14 protein-coding genes and 1 tRNA gene are annotated in these 14,655 nt (G+C 67.3%); 7 read left to right on the top strand and 8 right to left on the bottom strand.

All coding sequences use genetic code 11. The annotated features are described in order from the left end of the window. The first annotated feature begins 60 nt into the window (after positions 1-60). From moaA to AC3WRI_RS13095, 4 genes are all read left to right on the top strand, one after another. Complete coding sequence (gene moaA, locus AC3WRI_RS13110; protein ID WP_492293404.1) at positions 61-1,185, top strand: GTP 3',8-cyclase MoaA; 1,125 nt, start codon at positions 61-63, stop codon at positions 1,183-1,185. A gap of 20 nt (positions 1,186-1,205) precedes the next feature. Then, positions 1,206-1,805: a molybdenum cofactor guanylyltransferase MobA gene (gene mobA, locus AC3WRI_RS13105; protein ID WP_010814665.1), complete on the top strand. Its 600-nt coding sequence runs from the start codon at positions 1,206-1,208 to the stop codon at positions 1,803-1,805. 6 nt (positions 1,806-1,811) lie between these two features. Beyond that, on the top strand, positions 1,812-3,101 hold the full coding sequence (moeA, locus tag AC3WRI_RS13100; RefSeq protein ID WP_011615731.1) for a molybdopterin molybdotransferase MoeA: 1,290 nt from the start codon (positions 1,812-1,814) through the stop codon (positions 3,099-3,101). 193 nt (positions 3,102-3,294) lie between these two features. Next, complete coding sequence (locus AC3WRI_RS13095; RefSeq protein WP_010814663.1) at positions 3,295-3,576, top strand: hypothetical protein; 282 nt, start codon at positions 3,295-3,297, stop codon at positions 3,574-3,576. Positions 3,577-3,653: 77 nt separating this feature from the next. Here the strand turns inward: AC3WRI_RS13095 and AC3WRI_RS13090 are convergent, their stop codons facing one another. From AC3WRI_RS13090 to AC3WRI_RS13065, 6 genes are all read right to left on the bottom strand, one after another. Next, positions 3,654-5,141, bottom strand: coding sequence for a DNA recombination protein RmuC (locus AC3WRI_RS13090; RefSeq protein ID WP_058698468.1), 1,488 nt, complete (start codon positions 5,139-5,141; stop codon positions 3,654-3,656). A gap of 27 nt (positions 5,142-5,168) precedes the next feature. Beyond that, positions 5,169-6,164, bottom strand: coding sequence for a 2-hydroxyacid dehydrogenase (locus tag AC3WRI_RS13085; protein WP_010814661.1), 996 nt, complete (start codon positions 6,162-6,164; stop codon positions 5,169-5,171). Positions 6,165-6,168: 4 nt separating this feature from the next. Further along, positions 6,169-7,593: a sodium:proton antiporter gene (locus AC3WRI_RS13080; RefSeq protein WP_058698469.1), complete on the bottom strand. Its 1,425-nt coding sequence runs from the start codon at positions 7,591-7,593 to the stop codon at positions 6,169-6,171. Positions 7,594-7,750: 157 nt separating this feature from the next. After that, positions 7,751-8,437 carry a LutC/YkgG family protein gene (locus AC3WRI_RS13075; protein ID WP_010814659.1) on the bottom strand — a complete coding sequence of 229 codons (687 nt, stop codon included), beginning with the start codon at positions 8,435-8,437 and terminating at the stop codon, positions 7,751-7,753. A gap of 109 nt (positions 8,438-8,546) precedes the next feature. Then, complete coding sequence (gene pncB, locus AC3WRI_RS13070) at positions 8,547-9,725, bottom strand: nicotinate phosphoribosyltransferase (protein WP_010814658.1); 1,179 nt, start codon at positions 9,723-9,725, stop codon at positions 8,547-8,549. A gap of 75 nt (positions 9,726-9,800) precedes the next feature. Continuing rightward, on the bottom strand, positions 9,801-10,364 hold the full coding sequence (locus tag AC3WRI_RS13065) for a hypothetical protein (protein WP_011615733.1): 564 nt from the start codon (positions 10,362-10,364) through the stop codon (positions 9,801-9,803). 312 nt (positions 10,365-10,676) lie between these two features. Here AC3WRI_RS13065 and fdxA point away from each other — a divergent pair, with 312 nt between their 5' ends. From fdxA to AC3WRI_RS13050, 3 genes are all read left to right on the top strand, one after another. Then, positions 10,677-11,000 carry a ferredoxin FdxA gene (fdxA, locus tag AC3WRI_RS13060; protein ID WP_011615734.1) on the top strand — a complete coding sequence of 108 codons (324 nt, stop codon included), beginning with the start codon at positions 10,677-10,679 and terminating at the stop codon, positions 10,998-11,000. A 77-nt stretch (positions 11,001-11,077) separates the two neighbouring features. After that, on the top strand, positions 11,078-12,187 hold the full coding sequence (locus AC3WRI_RS13055) for an NAD(P)/FAD-dependent oxidoreductase (RefSeq protein ID WP_010814655.1): 1,110 nt from the start codon (positions 11,078-11,080) through the stop codon (positions 12,185-12,187). Positions 12,188-12,429: 242 nt separating this feature from the next. Beyond that, a tRNA-Asn gene (locus AC3WRI_RS13050) sits at positions 12,430-12,505 on the top strand. Between the two features lie 138 nt (positions 12,506-12,643). On the opposite strand, the gene AC3WRI_RS13045 is transcribed toward AC3WRI_RS13050, so the two are convergent. After that, on the bottom strand, positions 12,644-13,411 hold the full coding sequence (locus tag AC3WRI_RS13045; protein WP_010814654.1) for an IclR family transcriptional regulator: 768 nt from the start codon (positions 13,409-13,411) through the stop codon (positions 12,644-12,646). A gap of 68 nt (positions 13,412-13,479) precedes the next feature. Continuing rightward, positions 13,480-14,643: a CaiB/BaiF CoA transferase family protein gene (locus tag AC3WRI_RS13040; protein ID WP_010814653.1), complete on the bottom strand. Its 1,164-nt coding sequence runs from the start codon at positions 14,641-14,643 to the stop codon at positions 13,480-13,482. Positions 14,644-14,655: the final 12 nt, after the last annotated feature.

Raw genomic sequence — 14,655 nt, 5'->3', positions numbered from 1 at the left:
CGCCCCTGATTTGGCCACGCCGCCAGGCCGCTCCCCGGACGCCGTGCCCACCCACAGGCCATGACCGAATCCGTCATTCCGATTTTCGACCTGCGCGACCATCGCTACCGCTCGATGACGCCCAGCATTCCCGGCAAGCTGGCTGCCCCCACCGGCCTGGTGGCCGACACCCGCGGCCGGCCGCTGCATGACCTGCGCATCTCGGTGACGGACCGCTGCAACTTCCGCTGCGTCTACTGCATGCCGAAGGAAGTCTTCGACAAGGACTACACCTTCCTGCCGCACTCCGAGCTGCTGAGCTTCGAGGAGATCGAGCGCACCGCGCGCCTGTTCGTCGCCCACGGCGTCGAGAAAATCCGCCTGACCGGCGGCGAGCCGCTGCTGCGCAAGAATATCGAGCACCTGGTGGAGATGCTGGCGAAGATCGAGACGGTCTCGGGCAAGCCGCTGGACCTGACGCTCACCACCAACGCCTCGCTGCTGGCGCGCAAGGCGCGCGCGCTGCGCGACGCGGGACTGACGCGGGTCAGCGTCAGCCTGGACGCGATCGACGACACCACCTTCCGCCGCATGAACGACGTGGACTTCGCCGTCGCCGACGTGCTGCACGGCATCGAGACCGCGCAGGCCGTGGGGCTGACGCCGATCAAGGTCAACATGGTGGTCAAGCGCGGCACCAATGACCAGGAAATCGTGCCGATGGCGCGCCACTTCCGCAATAGCGGCATCATCCTGCGCTTTATCGAGTTCATGGACGTGGGCGCCAGCAACCACTGGCAGATGGATGAAGTGCTGCCGTCCGCCGAGGTGGTGAAGCGCATCGATGCGGAATTCCCGCTCGAACCGGTGCAGGCCAACTACTCCGGCGAAACCGCCGAGCGCTGGCGCTACCGCGACGGCAGCGGCGAGGTCGGCGTGATCTCCAGCGTCACCCACGCCTTCTGCGGCGACTGCAGCCGCATCCGGCTGTCCACCGAAGGCCGGCTCTACCTGTGCCTGTTCGCCACCGAGGGCTTCGACCTGCGCGCGCTGCTGCGCGGCGGCTACAGCGACCTGGAAATCTCCAATGCGATTGCGCAGGTGTGGCAGGGCCGCACCGACAATTATTCCGAGCAGCGCAGCGACCCGACGGTGCGCGCCAGGCGTGCCGAGCGCAAGATCGAGATGTCCTATATCGGCGGCTGACCCCGCCGCACACAAAATCCATGATTGCACGCGACGACATCACCGGCCTGATCCTCGCAGGCGGCAGGGGCAGCCGCATGGGCGGCACCGACAAGGGCCTGCAGCCGCTGCACGGCACGCCGATGGCCATGCACACGATGATGCGGCTTACCCCCCAGGTGGGCGGGCTGATGATCAATGCCAACCGCAACCTGGCCGCCTATGAGTCGTTCGGCGTGCCGGTCTACACCGATACCGTGCCCGACTTCGCCGGTCCGCTGGCGGGGATGCTGGCCGGCCTGGAGCAATGCGCCACGCCGTGGATGGTGACCGCCCCTTGCGATTCGCCGTTCCTGCCGACCGACCTGGTGGCGCGCCTGGCGCAGGCGATCGAGGCCGAAGGCGCGGACCTGGCGATCCCCGTCACGCTGGACGAAGACGGCCGGCGCCAGACCCAACCTGTGTTCTGCCTGATGCCGGTCAGTGCGCTCGACAGCCTGGTGGCTTATCTTTCCGGCGGCGGCCGCAAGATCGAGACCTGGGCCGCCTCGCACCGCCTGGCCGAAGTGCTGTTCGACGACGCCGCGGCCTTTGCCAATATCAACACCCTGGACGAACTGCGCACGCACGAAACGCGCTGAGCCACCATGCCCACCCTGCAATCCGTCATCTCCTGCCTTTCCGACTACGACCCCACCGCCCTGCCGGTGGACCAGGCCAACCGCATCATCGGCGAGGTAGTCGAGCCGGTGCGCGGCGTCGAGCAGTTGCCGATCCGCAGCGCCCTGGACCGCGTGCTGGCCGAGGACATCGTCTCGCCCATCGACGTGCCGGCGCATGACAACTCGGCGATGGACGGCTATGCCTTCCAGGGTGCCGCGCTGGCAGCCGCGCAGACCGCCACGGTCGAGCTGGAAGTCATCGGCAGCGCCTTCGCCGGCGGCGCCCGCGCGCTGGCGCCCACGGCGGCGCAGGCGGTGCGCATCATGACCGGCGCGGTGATGCCGGCCGGCTGCGACACCGTGGTGCCGCAGGAGTTCGTGGAAGCCGTGGACGACGGCGCGCGCATCCGCTTTGCCGCCGACTGCGTGCGCACCGGCGACAACCGGCGCCTGCGCGGCGAAGATCTGGCGCGCGGCCAGGCCGCGCTGCAGGCCGGACGCATCCTCCAGCCGGCCGACCTGGGCCTGCTGGCTTCGCTGGGCGTGGCCGAGGTGCGCGTGCGCCGGCGCCTGCGCGTGGCGTTCTTCTCCACCGGAGACGAGCTGCGCTCGATCGGCGAGCCGCTCGATCCCGGCTGCGTCTACGACTCCAACCGCTACACGCTGTACGGCATGCTGCGCCGGATGAACGTCGACCTGCTCGACATGGGCGTGGTGCGCGACGACCCCGAGGCGCTCGAAGCCGCCTTCCGCACCGCCTGCGAGACCGCCGACGCGGTCATCACCTCCGGCGGCGTCTCGGTCGGCGAGGCCGACTACACCAAGCAGATCATGGCGCGCCTGGGCGATGTCACGTTCTGGAAGATCGCGATGCGCCCGGGCCGGCCGATGGCCTTCGGCCGCATCAATTCCAACGGCCGCGACGCGCTCCTGTTCGGCCTGCCGGGCAACCCGGTGGCGGTGATGGTCACCTTCTACCACTTCGTGCGCGCCGCGCTGCAGCGGCTGATGGGCGCCAGCGTGGCACCGCTGCCGCTGCTGCGCGTGCGCAGCGCGCAAGCCATCCGCAAGAAGCCCGGCCGCACCGAGTACCAGCGCGGCATCCTGGCGCGCGCCGGCGACGGCCAGTGGGAAGTGCGCATCACCGGCCAGCAGGGCTCGGGCGTGCTGCGCTCGATGAGCGAGGCCAACTGCTTTATCGTGCTCGGTCATGAACAGGACTCGGTCAAGGCCGGCGATGCGGTCGAGGTGATGCTGTTCGACGGACTGGTCTAGCCGGACCGGCAGGCGCTACACGCAAGCGCTTGCCACACGCCGGAGCAATGTGTCGTTTTTGTGCCGCACATTTGCGGCCATAGCACAGCCGGCACGGGGCTTTCGCCTGCCCCCGCCGCCGGCGGGCTATGCTTGGCATCGGCCAATCGCTACACTTGGCGCACGATTCAGAACCATTCGAGTATCCCCCGTCATGAATCAGGAGATCGCCTACCTCCACCCCGTCAAGACCGCCCGCGCGCTGGTGCTGGTCTACTTGTGCTTCTCGCTGCCGATCGTGTCGCTGGGCCTGTTTGTCACCTTCGTCCGCTACGGTGACCTGCCCGCCATCACGGTCTTCAGCGCAATCATCCTGAATGCGCTGATCGGCTTTGGCCTGCTGTGGCTGGCCTGCAAGGCCTACAACTGGGTGGCCGCCCGCTTCGGCGGCATTGAAGTCCACGTGCGCGAACTGGCGCCCGAAGACGAGCGCTGAGCAGCGCGCCGGCGCCCAGGCCGGCAGCAATCCGCAAGCCCCGCGGGGGCTTGCCCTGACCCTTCCCTGCCGCGCGTTCAGCCGCCGTTGTCTTCGGCGGCCTCCGGCGCGTCCGCCGCTGCTGCCGCATTGAGGCCAAGCACCTGCTGCGCGGCCTCGCCCGGCAGCGCTTCCACCGTGCGCAGCTTGCGCGCCATCTGGCGCGTGCGCACTTCGGCCTGCTCGATATTGCGCGCGGCGCGCTCCAGCGTATCGCGGGTCTTGGCCAGCACGTCGCCGAACTTGCCGAACTCGGTCTTGACCGCGCCCAGCACCTCCCACACCTCGCTTGAGCGCTTTTCCAGCGCCAGCGTGCGGAAACCCATCTGCAGGCTGTTCAGCAACGCGGTCAGCGTGGTCGGCCCGGCCACGGTCACACGGTAGTCGCGCTGCATCAGGTCGGTCAGGCCCGGGCGCCGCAGCACCTCGGCGTACAACCCCTCGGTCGGCAGGAACAGGATGGCGAAATCCGTGGTCTGGGGCGGCGACAGGTATTTCTCGGCGATGGTCTGGGCCTCGCGCCGCAGCGCCACTTCCAGTTCGCGGCCAAAAGCGAGCACGCCATCCGGGTCGCCCCGCTCCTGCGCGTCCACCAGGCGCTCGTACTGTTCCTTGGGAAACTTGGCGTCGACCGGCAGCCAGACCGGCGCATTGTCGCCACCCGCGGCCTTGCCCGGCAGCCGGATCGCGAACTCCACCCGCGCGCCCGAGTTGCGCACGGTCTCGACATTCTTGCCGTACTGCTCCGGCGTCAGCATCTGCTCCAGCAGCATTTCCAGCTGGACTTCGCCCCAGGTGCCGCGCGACTTCACATTGGTCAGCACCTTTTTCAGGTCGCCCACGCCCTGCGCCAGCACCTGCATCTCGCCCAGCCCGCGGTGCACCTGCTCGAGCCGCTCCGACACCAGCCGGAAGGACTCGCCCAGGCGCTGCTCCAGCGTGGCATGCAGCTTCTCGTCGACAGTGCGGCGCATTTCCTCCAGCTTGGCGGCGTTGTTGGCCTCGATGTCCTGCAGCTTCTTCTCCAGCGTGGCGCGCACTTCGGCCAGGCGCCGCTCGTTGGCTTCGGACATCTGCGCCAGCTGCTGCTGCAGCCCGTCGCCGAAGCGGCGCAGCGTGCCGGCCTGCTCGTCGCGCGCCTGCTGGCCCTGCAGCATCAGGTGCTGGCGCACCTGCTCGAGCTGCTGGGTGTTGGTCTCGGTCAGCTTGGCCAGTTGCTGCGCGAAGGTGTCGATCTGGTTGTTCTGCAGCGTGGCGATGCCCGTCAGCTGCGACGACAGCGCCTGCTGGAAGCGCAGCATCTGCTGGGCCGACTCGTCGCGGCTGCCGCGCGCGGCGTCGGCCACGTCGGTGCGCAACTCCCGCTCCAGCCGCTCCATGCCGCGCGCGCTTTCCGCGCGCATGTCGGCCAGTTGCCGGCCAAGCTCGGCCCCCGGCGAGGCAGCCTGCTGGCGCAGCAGGACGATGACCAGCAGGACGACCGCGAGCAGCGCCACGGCCAGCGTCAGGAACGGAATCAGGGTCATGCAGCAGGAAACAGGTAAATGGCAGGCTTAGCGGCGCCGCGACATGACGTCGGGGTTGATCACGGTGGGTGGATGGCCGGCCTGCGGGCCCTGGTCGAGCGCGGCGATCAGGTTGTCGGCGGCCAGCATCGCCATCGCACGGCGGGTCTTCTCGGAGGCGCTGGCGATATGCGGCGTGAGCACGACGTTGGGCACCGTCAGCAGGTCCGGATTGACGCTGGGCTCGCCCTCGAACACATCCAGGCCGGCGCCGAAGATGCGCTTGTCGCGCAGCGCCTGCGCCAGCGCGGCATCGTCGACGATGCCGCCGCGCGCCAGGTTCACCAGCGTCGCGGTCGGCTTCATCAGCGCCAGCTCGGCCGCGCCGATGGCGTGGTGGCTCTGCGGGCCATAGGGCAGCACCAGCAGCAGGTGGTCGGACTGGCGCAGCAGGTCTTCCTTGCTGACATAGCGCGCGCTCAGCGCGCGCTCGGTGTCCGCCGGCAGCTGGCTGCGGTTGTGGTACAGCACGCTCATGCCAAACCCGCTCGCGCGGCGCGCCAGCGCCTGCCCGATGCGGCCCATGCCGAGGATGCCGAGCGTGCTGCCGTACAGGTCCATGCCTACCAGCATGTCATAGCTCCAGCGCTGCCACTTGCCGGCGCGCAGGTAGTGCTCGGCCTCGGTCACGCGGCGCGCGGTGGCCATCAGCAGGGCCCAGCCGAAGTCGGCGGTGGTCTCGGTCAGCACGTCCGGCGTATTGGTGGCGACAATGCCGGCGGCCGTCAGCGCCGGCACGTCCAGGTTGTTGTAGCCGACCGCCATGTTGCACACCGCGCGCAGCGCCGGCAGCCCGGCGACCACGTCGCCGTCGATGCGGTCGGCGGCGTTGGCCAGCACGCCGGCCTTGCCCGCCAGGCGCGCCTTCAGTGCGGCGGCATCCAGCACCGCGTCCTGCTGGTTGTCGTCGACATCGAAGTACTGCGCCAGGTGCGCGATGACTTCGGGATAGATGGCGCGGGTGACAAGGACAGACGGCTTCATGGCATCAAACGTGGAAGAAGAGGAAGGTCATGATGACGAACAGCGGCACCAGGAAGGTGCCCGAGTACAGCATGTAGCCGAAGAAGCTCGGCATGCGCACGCCGCGGTTCTCGGCAATGGCTTTGATCATCAGGTTGGGGGCATTGCCGATATAGGTATTGGCGCCCATGAACACGGCCCCGGCCGAGATCGCGGCCAGCGTCGAGGCATCGCGCGTCATCAGCGTGGCCGCGTCGCCACCGGCGGTGTTGAAGAACACCAGGTAGGTCGGCGCGTTGTCCAGGAACGAGGACAGCAGGCCGGTGGCCCAGAAGTACATGCCGTCGACCGGCTGGCCGTTGCTGTCGCTGACCGCGCGGATCACCCCGGAGAAAGCGCCGTCGGTGCCGGCCTTGAGCATGGCAATGACCGGGATGATGGTGAGGAAGATGCCGGCAAAGAGCTTGCCGACTTCCAGGATCGGCTCCCAGTTGAATTCATTGCCGGCACGCGCCGCCTGCGGCGTCACCAGCAGCGACACCACCGCCACCACCACCAGCAGCGCATCGCGCACCGCGGCCTGCAGCGGCACCTCGGTGCCCAGGACGTCGAATGCGATGCCCGGCTGCCACAGCCCGCTCATCAGCACCAGGCCGATCACGGCCAGCAGCAGCACGAAGTTGAACTTGCCCTCGATGGCGATGCCGCCCGAGTCCGGCGTGGGGTCGCTGCGCGGTGGCAGCTCCTCTTCCTTGTTCTGGTAGTAGTGACGGTCGACCAGGTAGAACAGCACCAGCAGCACCACGCAGATAAAGACCGTCTCCGGGAAGATGTTGCGCATGGTCCAGAAGAAGTCCACGCCTTTCAGGAAGCCCAGGAACAGCGGCGGATCGCCCAGCGGCGTCAGCGAGCCACCGGCATTGGCCACCAGGAAGATAAAGAACACCACCACGTGCGCCACGTGGCGGCGGTTGTCATTGGCGCGCAGCAGCGGCCGGATCAGCAGCATGGCCGCGCCGGTGGTGCCCATGAAGCTGGCCAGCAGCGTGCCCAGCGCCAGGATGCCGGTATTGAGCCCGGGCGTGCCGTGCAGGTTGCCGCGCACGCAGATGCCGCCGGCCACGATATACAGCGAGGCGATCAGAACGATGAACGGGATGTACTCGGCCAGCAGCGCGTGCCCCGCGCTGGCCGCGGCCGCATGCGTGCCGAACGCTGCCGCGAACGGCAGCAGGAACAGCAGCCCCCAGCCCGCGGCGATCTTGCCGTAGTGGTGGTGCCAGAACTTGGGCGCAACCAGCGGCCACACCGCGATCGACAGCAGGATGCCGGCGAACGGCAGCCCCCACAGCGGGGACAGCGACGCCCCGTCAAGGTCCGCGGCATGGCCGGCGGCGGGAAATGCGGCCAGCACGGCCAGCAGCGGCAACAGCACGGAGGCACGTCGCATCAGGCAGGATCTCCTCGGGAATGCAGCATTCATTGGCGCACCGCCGGCACGAAGCCGCGGCACGCAGGCAAGCCTGCAAGTGTAATTCAAGCACCTCTTGCCCCGGGGCTTCCGGCATGGGTGGTGCATCGCATTCCGTGCGGCAAAAGCCGCGGGTTCAGGCCTCGTCGACCAGGATCACATGCACGCGGTACGGGCCATGGGCGCCGAGCACGATGGTCTGCTCGATATCGCCCGTGCGCGAAGGCCCGCTGATGATATTGGTGGCGCGCGGCAGTTCGCCGCGCTCGCTGCGCACCAGCGCAAAGGCGTCTTCCAGGCCGGCGACGATGCGCGAGCGCGGCACTACCGCCACGTGGGTCTCGGGCAGCAGCGCGGCCGAGGCAAAGGTGGCCGGGCCCGACAGCAGCATCAGCGAGCCGGTCTCGGCAATCGCGCAGAAGCAGCCAGTGATGCCGACCAGGTCGCCATGATCGTGGTCGGCCTCGACCTCGCGCACCGGCGGGCGGCATTCCACCGCCAGCCCCGCGGCCTGCCACGGCAGCGGGCCCAGCGCGTCCCACGCCACGGCACGGTGGACCAGGTTCAGGTTGTCCAGAAAGCGCACGGTGGCGGCGGGCACCTCGTCCATCCTCGCCACGCGGTCGACGGTCGAGGCCATGCGCTGGGCCTGCGCCAGGAAGGCCTCGGCCAGGTCGACGGCCACCGCCGGGCGCGGGCCCTGCGGGTGACGCGCCAGGTAGTCGGCCACGGCCTCGCGCTCGCCCGCGCTCGGCCGGGTCGGCCTGCCCTGGGCAGCACGGATGCGGGCAAAGATGCGGTCGCGGGCGTCGTTGGTTTCCATAAGGCCTGGCTGGAGAAGCGCAAAGCGCGGCGAACGCGCGATGCGCCGATTATAGTGGCGCCCGCCGCATGCAGAGCATGCGATGGCCGGCGCAAGGTGTTGAATTTTGCTACGCCGCGGGCTGAACCGAGTACACCTGGCGCAGGTAGGACAGGTAGCCGGGATCGTCGCACATGGTCTTTTCCGGCGTGTCCGACAGCTTGGCCACCGGCTGCCCGTTGCAGCGCACCATCTTGATCACGATCTGCAGCGGGGTATAGCCGAGGTCGTTGGTCAGGTTGGTGCCGACGCCAAAGGCGAGCCGGCAGCGGCCATGGAAGCGCTCGTACAGTTCGATCACGCGCGGGATGTCGAGGCTGTCGCTGAAGATCAGCGTCTTGGTGCGCGGGTCGACGCGGTTGGCGGCATAGTGGGCGACCATGCGCTCGCCCCACAGCATCGGGTCGCCGGAATCATGGCGCACGCCATCGAAGAGCTTGCAGAAATACAGGTCGAAGTCGCGCAGGAAGGCATCGAAGCCGTAGGTATCCGACAGCGCGATGCCCAGGTCACCGCGGTACTCGCGCGCCCAGCGCTCCAGTGCGTACACCTGCGAATCGCGCAGCCGCGGGCCCAGCGCCTGGCAGGCCTGCAGGTATTCATGCGCCATCGTGCCCAGCGGCACCATATTGTGCAGACGGGCAAAGTGGACGTTGCTGGTGCCGGCCAGCTGCGGCCCGAGCAGGCGCCGCATGGTCAGCAGCACCTCTTCCTGCCATTCGCGCGAAAAGCGCCGGCGCGTGCCGTAGTCGGCGATCACGCAATCGGCCAGCTCGGGTGTCTTCAGCAAGGCCAGCTTCTGGTCCAGCCGGCGGCGGCCTTCGGCCAGGTCGGGCCTGGGCTGGGTGCGGCGGAAATAGACCTCGTTGACGATCGCCAGGACCGGCACTTCGAACAGGATGGTATGCAGCCACGGGCCGATGATCGAGATCTCGATCTCGCCATTGCCCTGCGGGGACGGCCGCACCGAGACATATTTCTCGTTCAGGTGGAACAGGCCGAGGAAGTCGACGAAATCGCTCTTGATAAAGCGCAGCCCGCGCAGGTAGGCGAGCTCGTCGTCGGTGAAGCGCAACTGGCACAGGTGTGCCACCTCGGCGCGGATCTCATCGATATAGGGCGTCAGGTCGACGCCCGCGTTGCGGCACTTGAAGCGGTATTCCACTTGCGCCTGCGGGAACTGATGCAGCACCACCTGCATCATCGTGAATTTGTACAGGTCGGTGTCGAGCAGGGACGGGATGATCATAGCGGGCCAGACGGCGATGCCGGGTCAGTACGTCATGCTAACCGAAGTCTGGCCGCACCCGGCCACTCTTGCCGCTCAACCACCATCGAGGAAGGGCTGTGGCTGCCGCGGCGCCTCCCTGCCCCGGGCCTTGCCCTGCAGGCACCACAACTGGCGGCCGTCGGTAGCGGGGCACGACACCAGCGTGGCGGCGGCGCGCGGCACCCGCTGCGGCAGCGGCTCGGCAAAGGCGCCGTCGCCGGCCATGATGCGCTCGGTGTAGACCTGGGTCCCGGCGCGCTCGAAGCGCAACACCTGGACCCGGTCGCCCGGCTGCGGCTGCAACTGCGGCCCGCACGGCATCAGGCCGGCCCGGCCGCAATGGGCGATGGCGTCGCCCGCGGGCGAATCGGTCACGCTGAAGTGGTCCCACTCGAACGCGGTCAGCGCCGGCAGCGCGACCGGCGCATCGGTGCGCGCGCGCCACGCCACCAGGCGCGATACCACGCTGTCGGCCATGCCCGGCGACTGGGCCAGGGTCTGGGCGGCAACCGACCCGATCGGCGCCAGAAATGCCGTCAGCAGCACAACAATGGGTGCGAAGATCCGGCGCATCGCGGCATCGTGCCGCAGGCTGGCAAGGCAAGGCTGGCGTGGCATACGGGTCTCCCGGCACGGATGCAAGTGACTGTTGGCGGCCTCATCATGCCCGCTGGCGGGCCGACATGCCAGCAGGCCGCCATGCGTTAAATCAAAAGTACATAAAGAAATAAGAAAACTATCTGATCCGGCTATATAGACCCGCTATTCTTGCCAGAAGCCTCGGCTACAATATCGCTTTCCGAAAGGCCTCGGCCGGCGCTCGCCCAGCCCATGCTGCCATGCGGCACCATGCGGTGGATGCGGCGTCCGCCGGCAAGAAGCGGCCCCACAGTTTCCCATTAAAAGCCGACCTGTTTTCCTGGAACCGAAATGACTCACGTTGTCACCGAATCCTGCATCCGTTGCCGCTACACAGACTGCGTTGACGTGTGTCCGGTCGATTGTTTCCGCGAAGGCCCCAACTTCCTGGCTATCGACCCGGATGAGTGCATCGACTGCGCCGTGTGCGTGGCCGAATGCCCGGTGAACGCCATTTACGCCGAGGAAGACGTGCCGGGCGACCAGCAGCAGTTCATCAACCTGAACGCCGAGCTGGCCCGCAACTGGCCCTCCATCACCAAGACCAAGGCCCCGCTGGCCGAGGCCGAGGAATGGAAGGACGCCACTGACAAGCTGCAGTACCTGCAGCGCTGACAGAACAAGAAAGCCGTCCCCACGCGCTTTCCGCAACACCGGGCACAAGCGGCCCATGCAAACGTATCAGGACGAATATGGACTTGAGCATTCCAAATCCCGTCGCCGACACGACCAAGCAGGTCGACGGCGGCAGCCCTGCAGGCGGCCAGCCGCAGGAGATCGATGCGCTGATCGTCGGTGCCGGCCCGGTGGGCCTGTTCCAGGTCTTTGAACTGGGCCTGCTCGAAATCAAGGCACATGTCATCGATTCCCTGAAGGTGGTCGGCGGCCAGTGCGTGGAGCTCTATCCGGACAAGCCCATCTACGACATCCCGGCGGTGCCCATCTGCACCGGCCAGGAACTGACCGACAACCTGCTCAAGCAGATCGAGCCGTTCGAGCCCACCTTCCACCTGGGTCAGGAAGTCGCCGTCGTGGAGCGCCGCGAGGACGGCCGCTTCTTCGTCGAGACCTCGCTCGGAACCCGCTTCATCACCAAGACCATCTTTATCGCCGCCGGCGTGGGTTCGTTCCAGCCGCGCACGCTGAAGGTCGAGGGCATCGACAAGTTCGACGGCAAGCAGCTGTTCTACCGCGTCAAGGACCCGAGCCGCTTCCATGGCCGCAACCTGGTGATCATCGGCGGCGGTGACTCGGCGCTGGACTGGACGCTGGACCTGGTCGGCAAGGCCGAGTCGGTGGTGATGATCCACCGCCGCGACGGCTTCCGCGCCGCGCCGGCCTCGGTCGCCAAGATGAAGGAACTGTGCGAGCAAATGGAAATGCAGTTCCTGGTCGGCCAGGTCGGCGGCTATGAAGAGAAGGACGGCGTGCTCACCGAGATCAAGGTGACCGGCGCCGACGGCGTGACCCGCCGCCTGCCGGTGGATGACCTGCTGGTGTTCTTCGGCCTGTCGCCCAAGCTCGGCCCGATCGCCGAGTGGGGCCTGGACCTGGAGCGCAAGCAGATCAAGGTGGACACCGAGAAGTTCGAGACCAATATCCCGGGCATCTTCGCGGTGGGCGACATCAATACCTACCCCGGCAAGAAGAAGCTGATCCTGTCGGGCTTCCACGAGGCCGCGCTGGCCGCGTTCGGTGCCGCGCCGTATATCTTCCCCGAGAAGAAAATCCACATGCAGTACACCACCACCTCGCCGAAGCTGCACAAGATCCTCGGCGTGGATTCGCCGGTGTTCGACTGAGCCGGGCGAGTGCCGCAGAAAAAAACCGCCGCGAGGCGGTTTTTTTCTGGCACAAACCAAAAACCATAGCTATAATGCGGCCTCGCTGTTCGACACGACGGCACGAAGCCAGCAGAGATGCCCTTCGCACCGTACGGCAGGCAGCAAGCCGGAAGCTTTCAGACACCTTCTGACAAGAACAAAATGTCGAAAAGGTGTTGACGAAGAAAAGAGAAACTGGCTATAATTTCTCTCTCAGCTGTTCCCCGATAGCTCAGTCGGTAGAGCGACGGACTGTTAATCCGCAGGTCCCTGGTTCGAGCCCAGGTCGGGGAGCCAACCGATACGGAAGCCCGGTGCAAACGCACCGGGCTTTTTCGTTTTGGGCTTCGGTTCGCGCAACGCGCTTCGATCTTGTCCGGCCTCGACAGCCGTCACGACAGCCTGCGGGCCGCCGCAACGCCTGCCCTCTCCCACTTATCCCTGCAGCGAACCGCCAGCGGCCTTCAGCGCCACGACAATGGCGTCGGCATTGGCCTCGATCCGATGCAGCGGCCCCGCCACGGACATGCCATAGGTCACGCCCCCGATGGCCACCGGGAAGGCGATCGCGCCGAGATCAGGAAACGACTCGCCAAAGTTCGGATACCAGCCTTGCGCCTGCCATTGCTGCATGGCGGCTTCGAAAACGCGCAGCGAGTCCACCGTGCGCCCCGTGCGCGAGGCAAACGACACGCCGGCCAGCAGTTCGGCGCGGCTGTCCGCCGGCATCGTGCCAAGGATGGCGCGGCCGATCGAGTTCACGTGCGCATCGCGCAGCTCGCCCGGCGCGGCGATATAGCGCACCGGATTGCCGGACTCCCGCACCTCCAGGTACAGCACGCGGCCGTCATCCTGAAGCTTGCCGAAGATCACGGTTTCGCCGGTGGTGTCGCGCAGCGATTCCAGCACCGGCTGCACGCGTTCGAGCAGCGGGTCGTTGCGGGCGATGCGCTGGGCAATGTCGAGCAGCCGGCGCGTCGGGTAGTAGCCCTGGCGGCGGCCGGTCTCGTACAGGTAGCCGAGCGAGGCCAGTGTGCGGATCAGCCCCAGGCAGCTCGACATCGGCGCGCCCAGCAGCCTGGCCAGCTCGGTCAGCGTCAGCGAGCGCCCTTCGCGCGCATAGATCTCCATGATCTCAATCACGCGCAGCGCGGTCTTGACGCTGGCGTGACCCGATTTTTCTGCCGGTTCCTGTTCTGCCATCGTTGGCTTCCTCGACTTCAATATCTGTTGGCCGGGATTGTACGCGGCGGAGTCGGCCGGCAAGGGTGTCAGCCGCCCTCCGCGCCGCCTGGCCCGGGCAACGCCTGCGGCCAGCTGCGGATATTGCCGGGCGTGCGCGAGAAGCGCGTCGGGATGCCCACGCCACGCAGCCGGCCTTCGCTGGGATGGTCGTATTCGAACATCATGCCGGTGGCGCGCAGGTGCGGGTCGTCGGCCAGGCTCTCGAAATGCGGCACTTCGCTGTGCGGGATATCGGCATCACGCAGCAGGTCGAGCCATTCCGCAGTGCTGCGCTGCGCGACGATCTCGGCCAGTGTGGCGTAGAGCGCGTCGATATTGGCGCTGCGCGCGGCCGGGGTGGCATAGCGCCGATCCTGCGCCAGCTCCGCATGGCCTGACACATCGAAAAAACGCAGCCATTGGGCGCTTGTATAGGGCAGCAGCGCAATATGGCCGTCGCGCGTGCGATAGGGCTTGCGGTGCGCCGACATCACGCGCGGATAGCCGGCCTGCCCGAGCGGCGGGATGAAGGTCTGCCCGGCCAATTGCTCGGTGGCCAGGAAGGACACCAGCGTCTCGAACATCGGCACCTCGATGGCCTGGCCCTGGCCGGAACGCTCGCGCTCGTACAGCGCCATCGGGATCGCGTAGGCCACGGTCAGCCCGGCCACCTTGTCGGCCAGGATGGTGTTGACGTACTGCGGGCCTTCGTTCGAGTTCGCACCCTGGAACTGCGCCATGCCGCTGCGCGCCTGGATGATGTCGTCGAAGGCCGGCGCGCCCGCGTAGGGACCCTCTTCCGAATAGCCATAAGCGCCGCAGTAGATCAGCCGCGGATGGTCCGCGCGCAGCGACGCATAGTCCAGCCCAAGCTTGCGCAGCGACTGCGGCCGCACGTTGGAGACAAAGACATCGGCCGTGGCGATCAGGGCTTTCAGCGCGGCGAGGTCATCGGGCTGCTTCACGTCCAGCACCACGAACTGCTTGTTGCGGTTCAGGTTCAGGAAGCTGGCGCCCATGGCCGCGTGCCGCGCCGGCTCGGCGTGGCGGAACACATCGCCGGCGGGCGGCTCGACCTTGATGACTTCAGCCCCCATGTCGCCGAGGATCTGGGTGGCATACGGCCCCATCGCGACCGCGGTCATGTCGATCACGCGGATGCCGGCCAGCGGCCCGGTGGCCGCGCTCGCCTGCGCTTGCTCGTCTGGCATCGTCGCTCCCTC

The sequence above is a fragment of the Cupriavidus sp. FW305-27 genome (assembly GCF_058787995.1).
The sequence above is the reverse complement of the archived record's forward strand: the minus strand, read 5'-3'. Positions and strand labels throughout refer to the sequence as shown.

What these genes read in the sequence shown, in the direction of transcription:
- AC3WRI_RS13075 (WP_010814659.1), bottom strand. Translation starts at nt 8,437, where the DNA reads ATGGAAACCAACGACGCCCGCGACCGCATCTTTGCCCGCATCCGTGCT.
- AC3WRI_RS13065 (WP_011615733.1), bottom strand. Translation starts at nt 10,364, where the DNA reads ATGCCACGCCAGCCTTGCCTTGCCAGCCTGCGGCACGATGCCGCGATG.
- AC3WRI_RS13085 (WP_010814661.1), bottom strand. Translation starts at nt 6,164, where the DNA reads ATGAAGCCGTCTGTCCTTGTCACCCGCGCCATCTATCCCGAAGTCATC.
- AC3WRI_RS13090 (WP_058698468.1), bottom strand. Translation starts at nt 5,141, where the DNA reads ATGACCCTGATTCCGTTCCTGACGCTGGCCGTGGCGCTGCTCGCGGTC.
- AC3WRI_RS13040 (WP_010814653.1), bottom strand. Translation starts at nt 14,643, where the DNA reads ATGCCAGACGAGCAAGCGCAGGCGAGCGCGGCCACCGGGCCGCTGGCC.
- mobA (WP_010814665.1), top strand. Translation starts at nt 1,206, where the DNA reads ATGATTGCACGCGACGACATCACCGGCCTGATCCTCGCAGGCGGCAGG.
- AC3WRI_RS13095 (WP_010814663.1), top strand. Translation starts at nt 3,295, where the DNA reads ATGAATCAGGAGATCGCCTACCTCCACCCCGTCAAGACCGCCCGCGCG.
- AC3WRI_RS13080 (WP_058698469.1), bottom strand. Translation starts at nt 7,593, where the DNA reads ATGCGACGTGCCTCCGTGCTGTTGCCGCTGCTGGCCGTGCTGGCCGCA.
- AC3WRI_RS13055 (WP_010814655.1), top strand. Translation starts at nt 11,078, where the DNA reads ATGGACTTGAGCATTCCAAATCCCGTCGCCGACACGACCAAGCAGGTC.
- pncB (WP_010814658.1), bottom strand. Translation starts at nt 9,725, where the DNA reads ATGATCATCCCGTCCCTGCTCGACACCGACCTGTACAAATTCACGATG.
- moaA (WP_492293404.1), top strand. Translation starts at nt 61, where the DNA reads ATGACCGAATCCGTCATTCCGATTTTCGACCTGCGCGACCATCGCTAC.
- moeA (WP_011615731.1), top strand. Translation starts at nt 1,812, where the DNA reads ATGCCCACCCTGCAATCCGTCATCTCCTGCCTTTCCGACTACGACCCC.
- fdxA (WP_011615734.1), top strand. Translation starts at nt 10,677, where the DNA reads ATGACTCACGTTGTCACCGAATCCTGCATCCGTTGCCGCTACACAGAC.
- AC3WRI_RS13045 (WP_010814654.1), bottom strand. Translation starts at nt 13,411, where the DNA reads ATGGCAGAACAGGAACCGGCAGAAAAATCGGGTCACGCCAGCGTCAAG.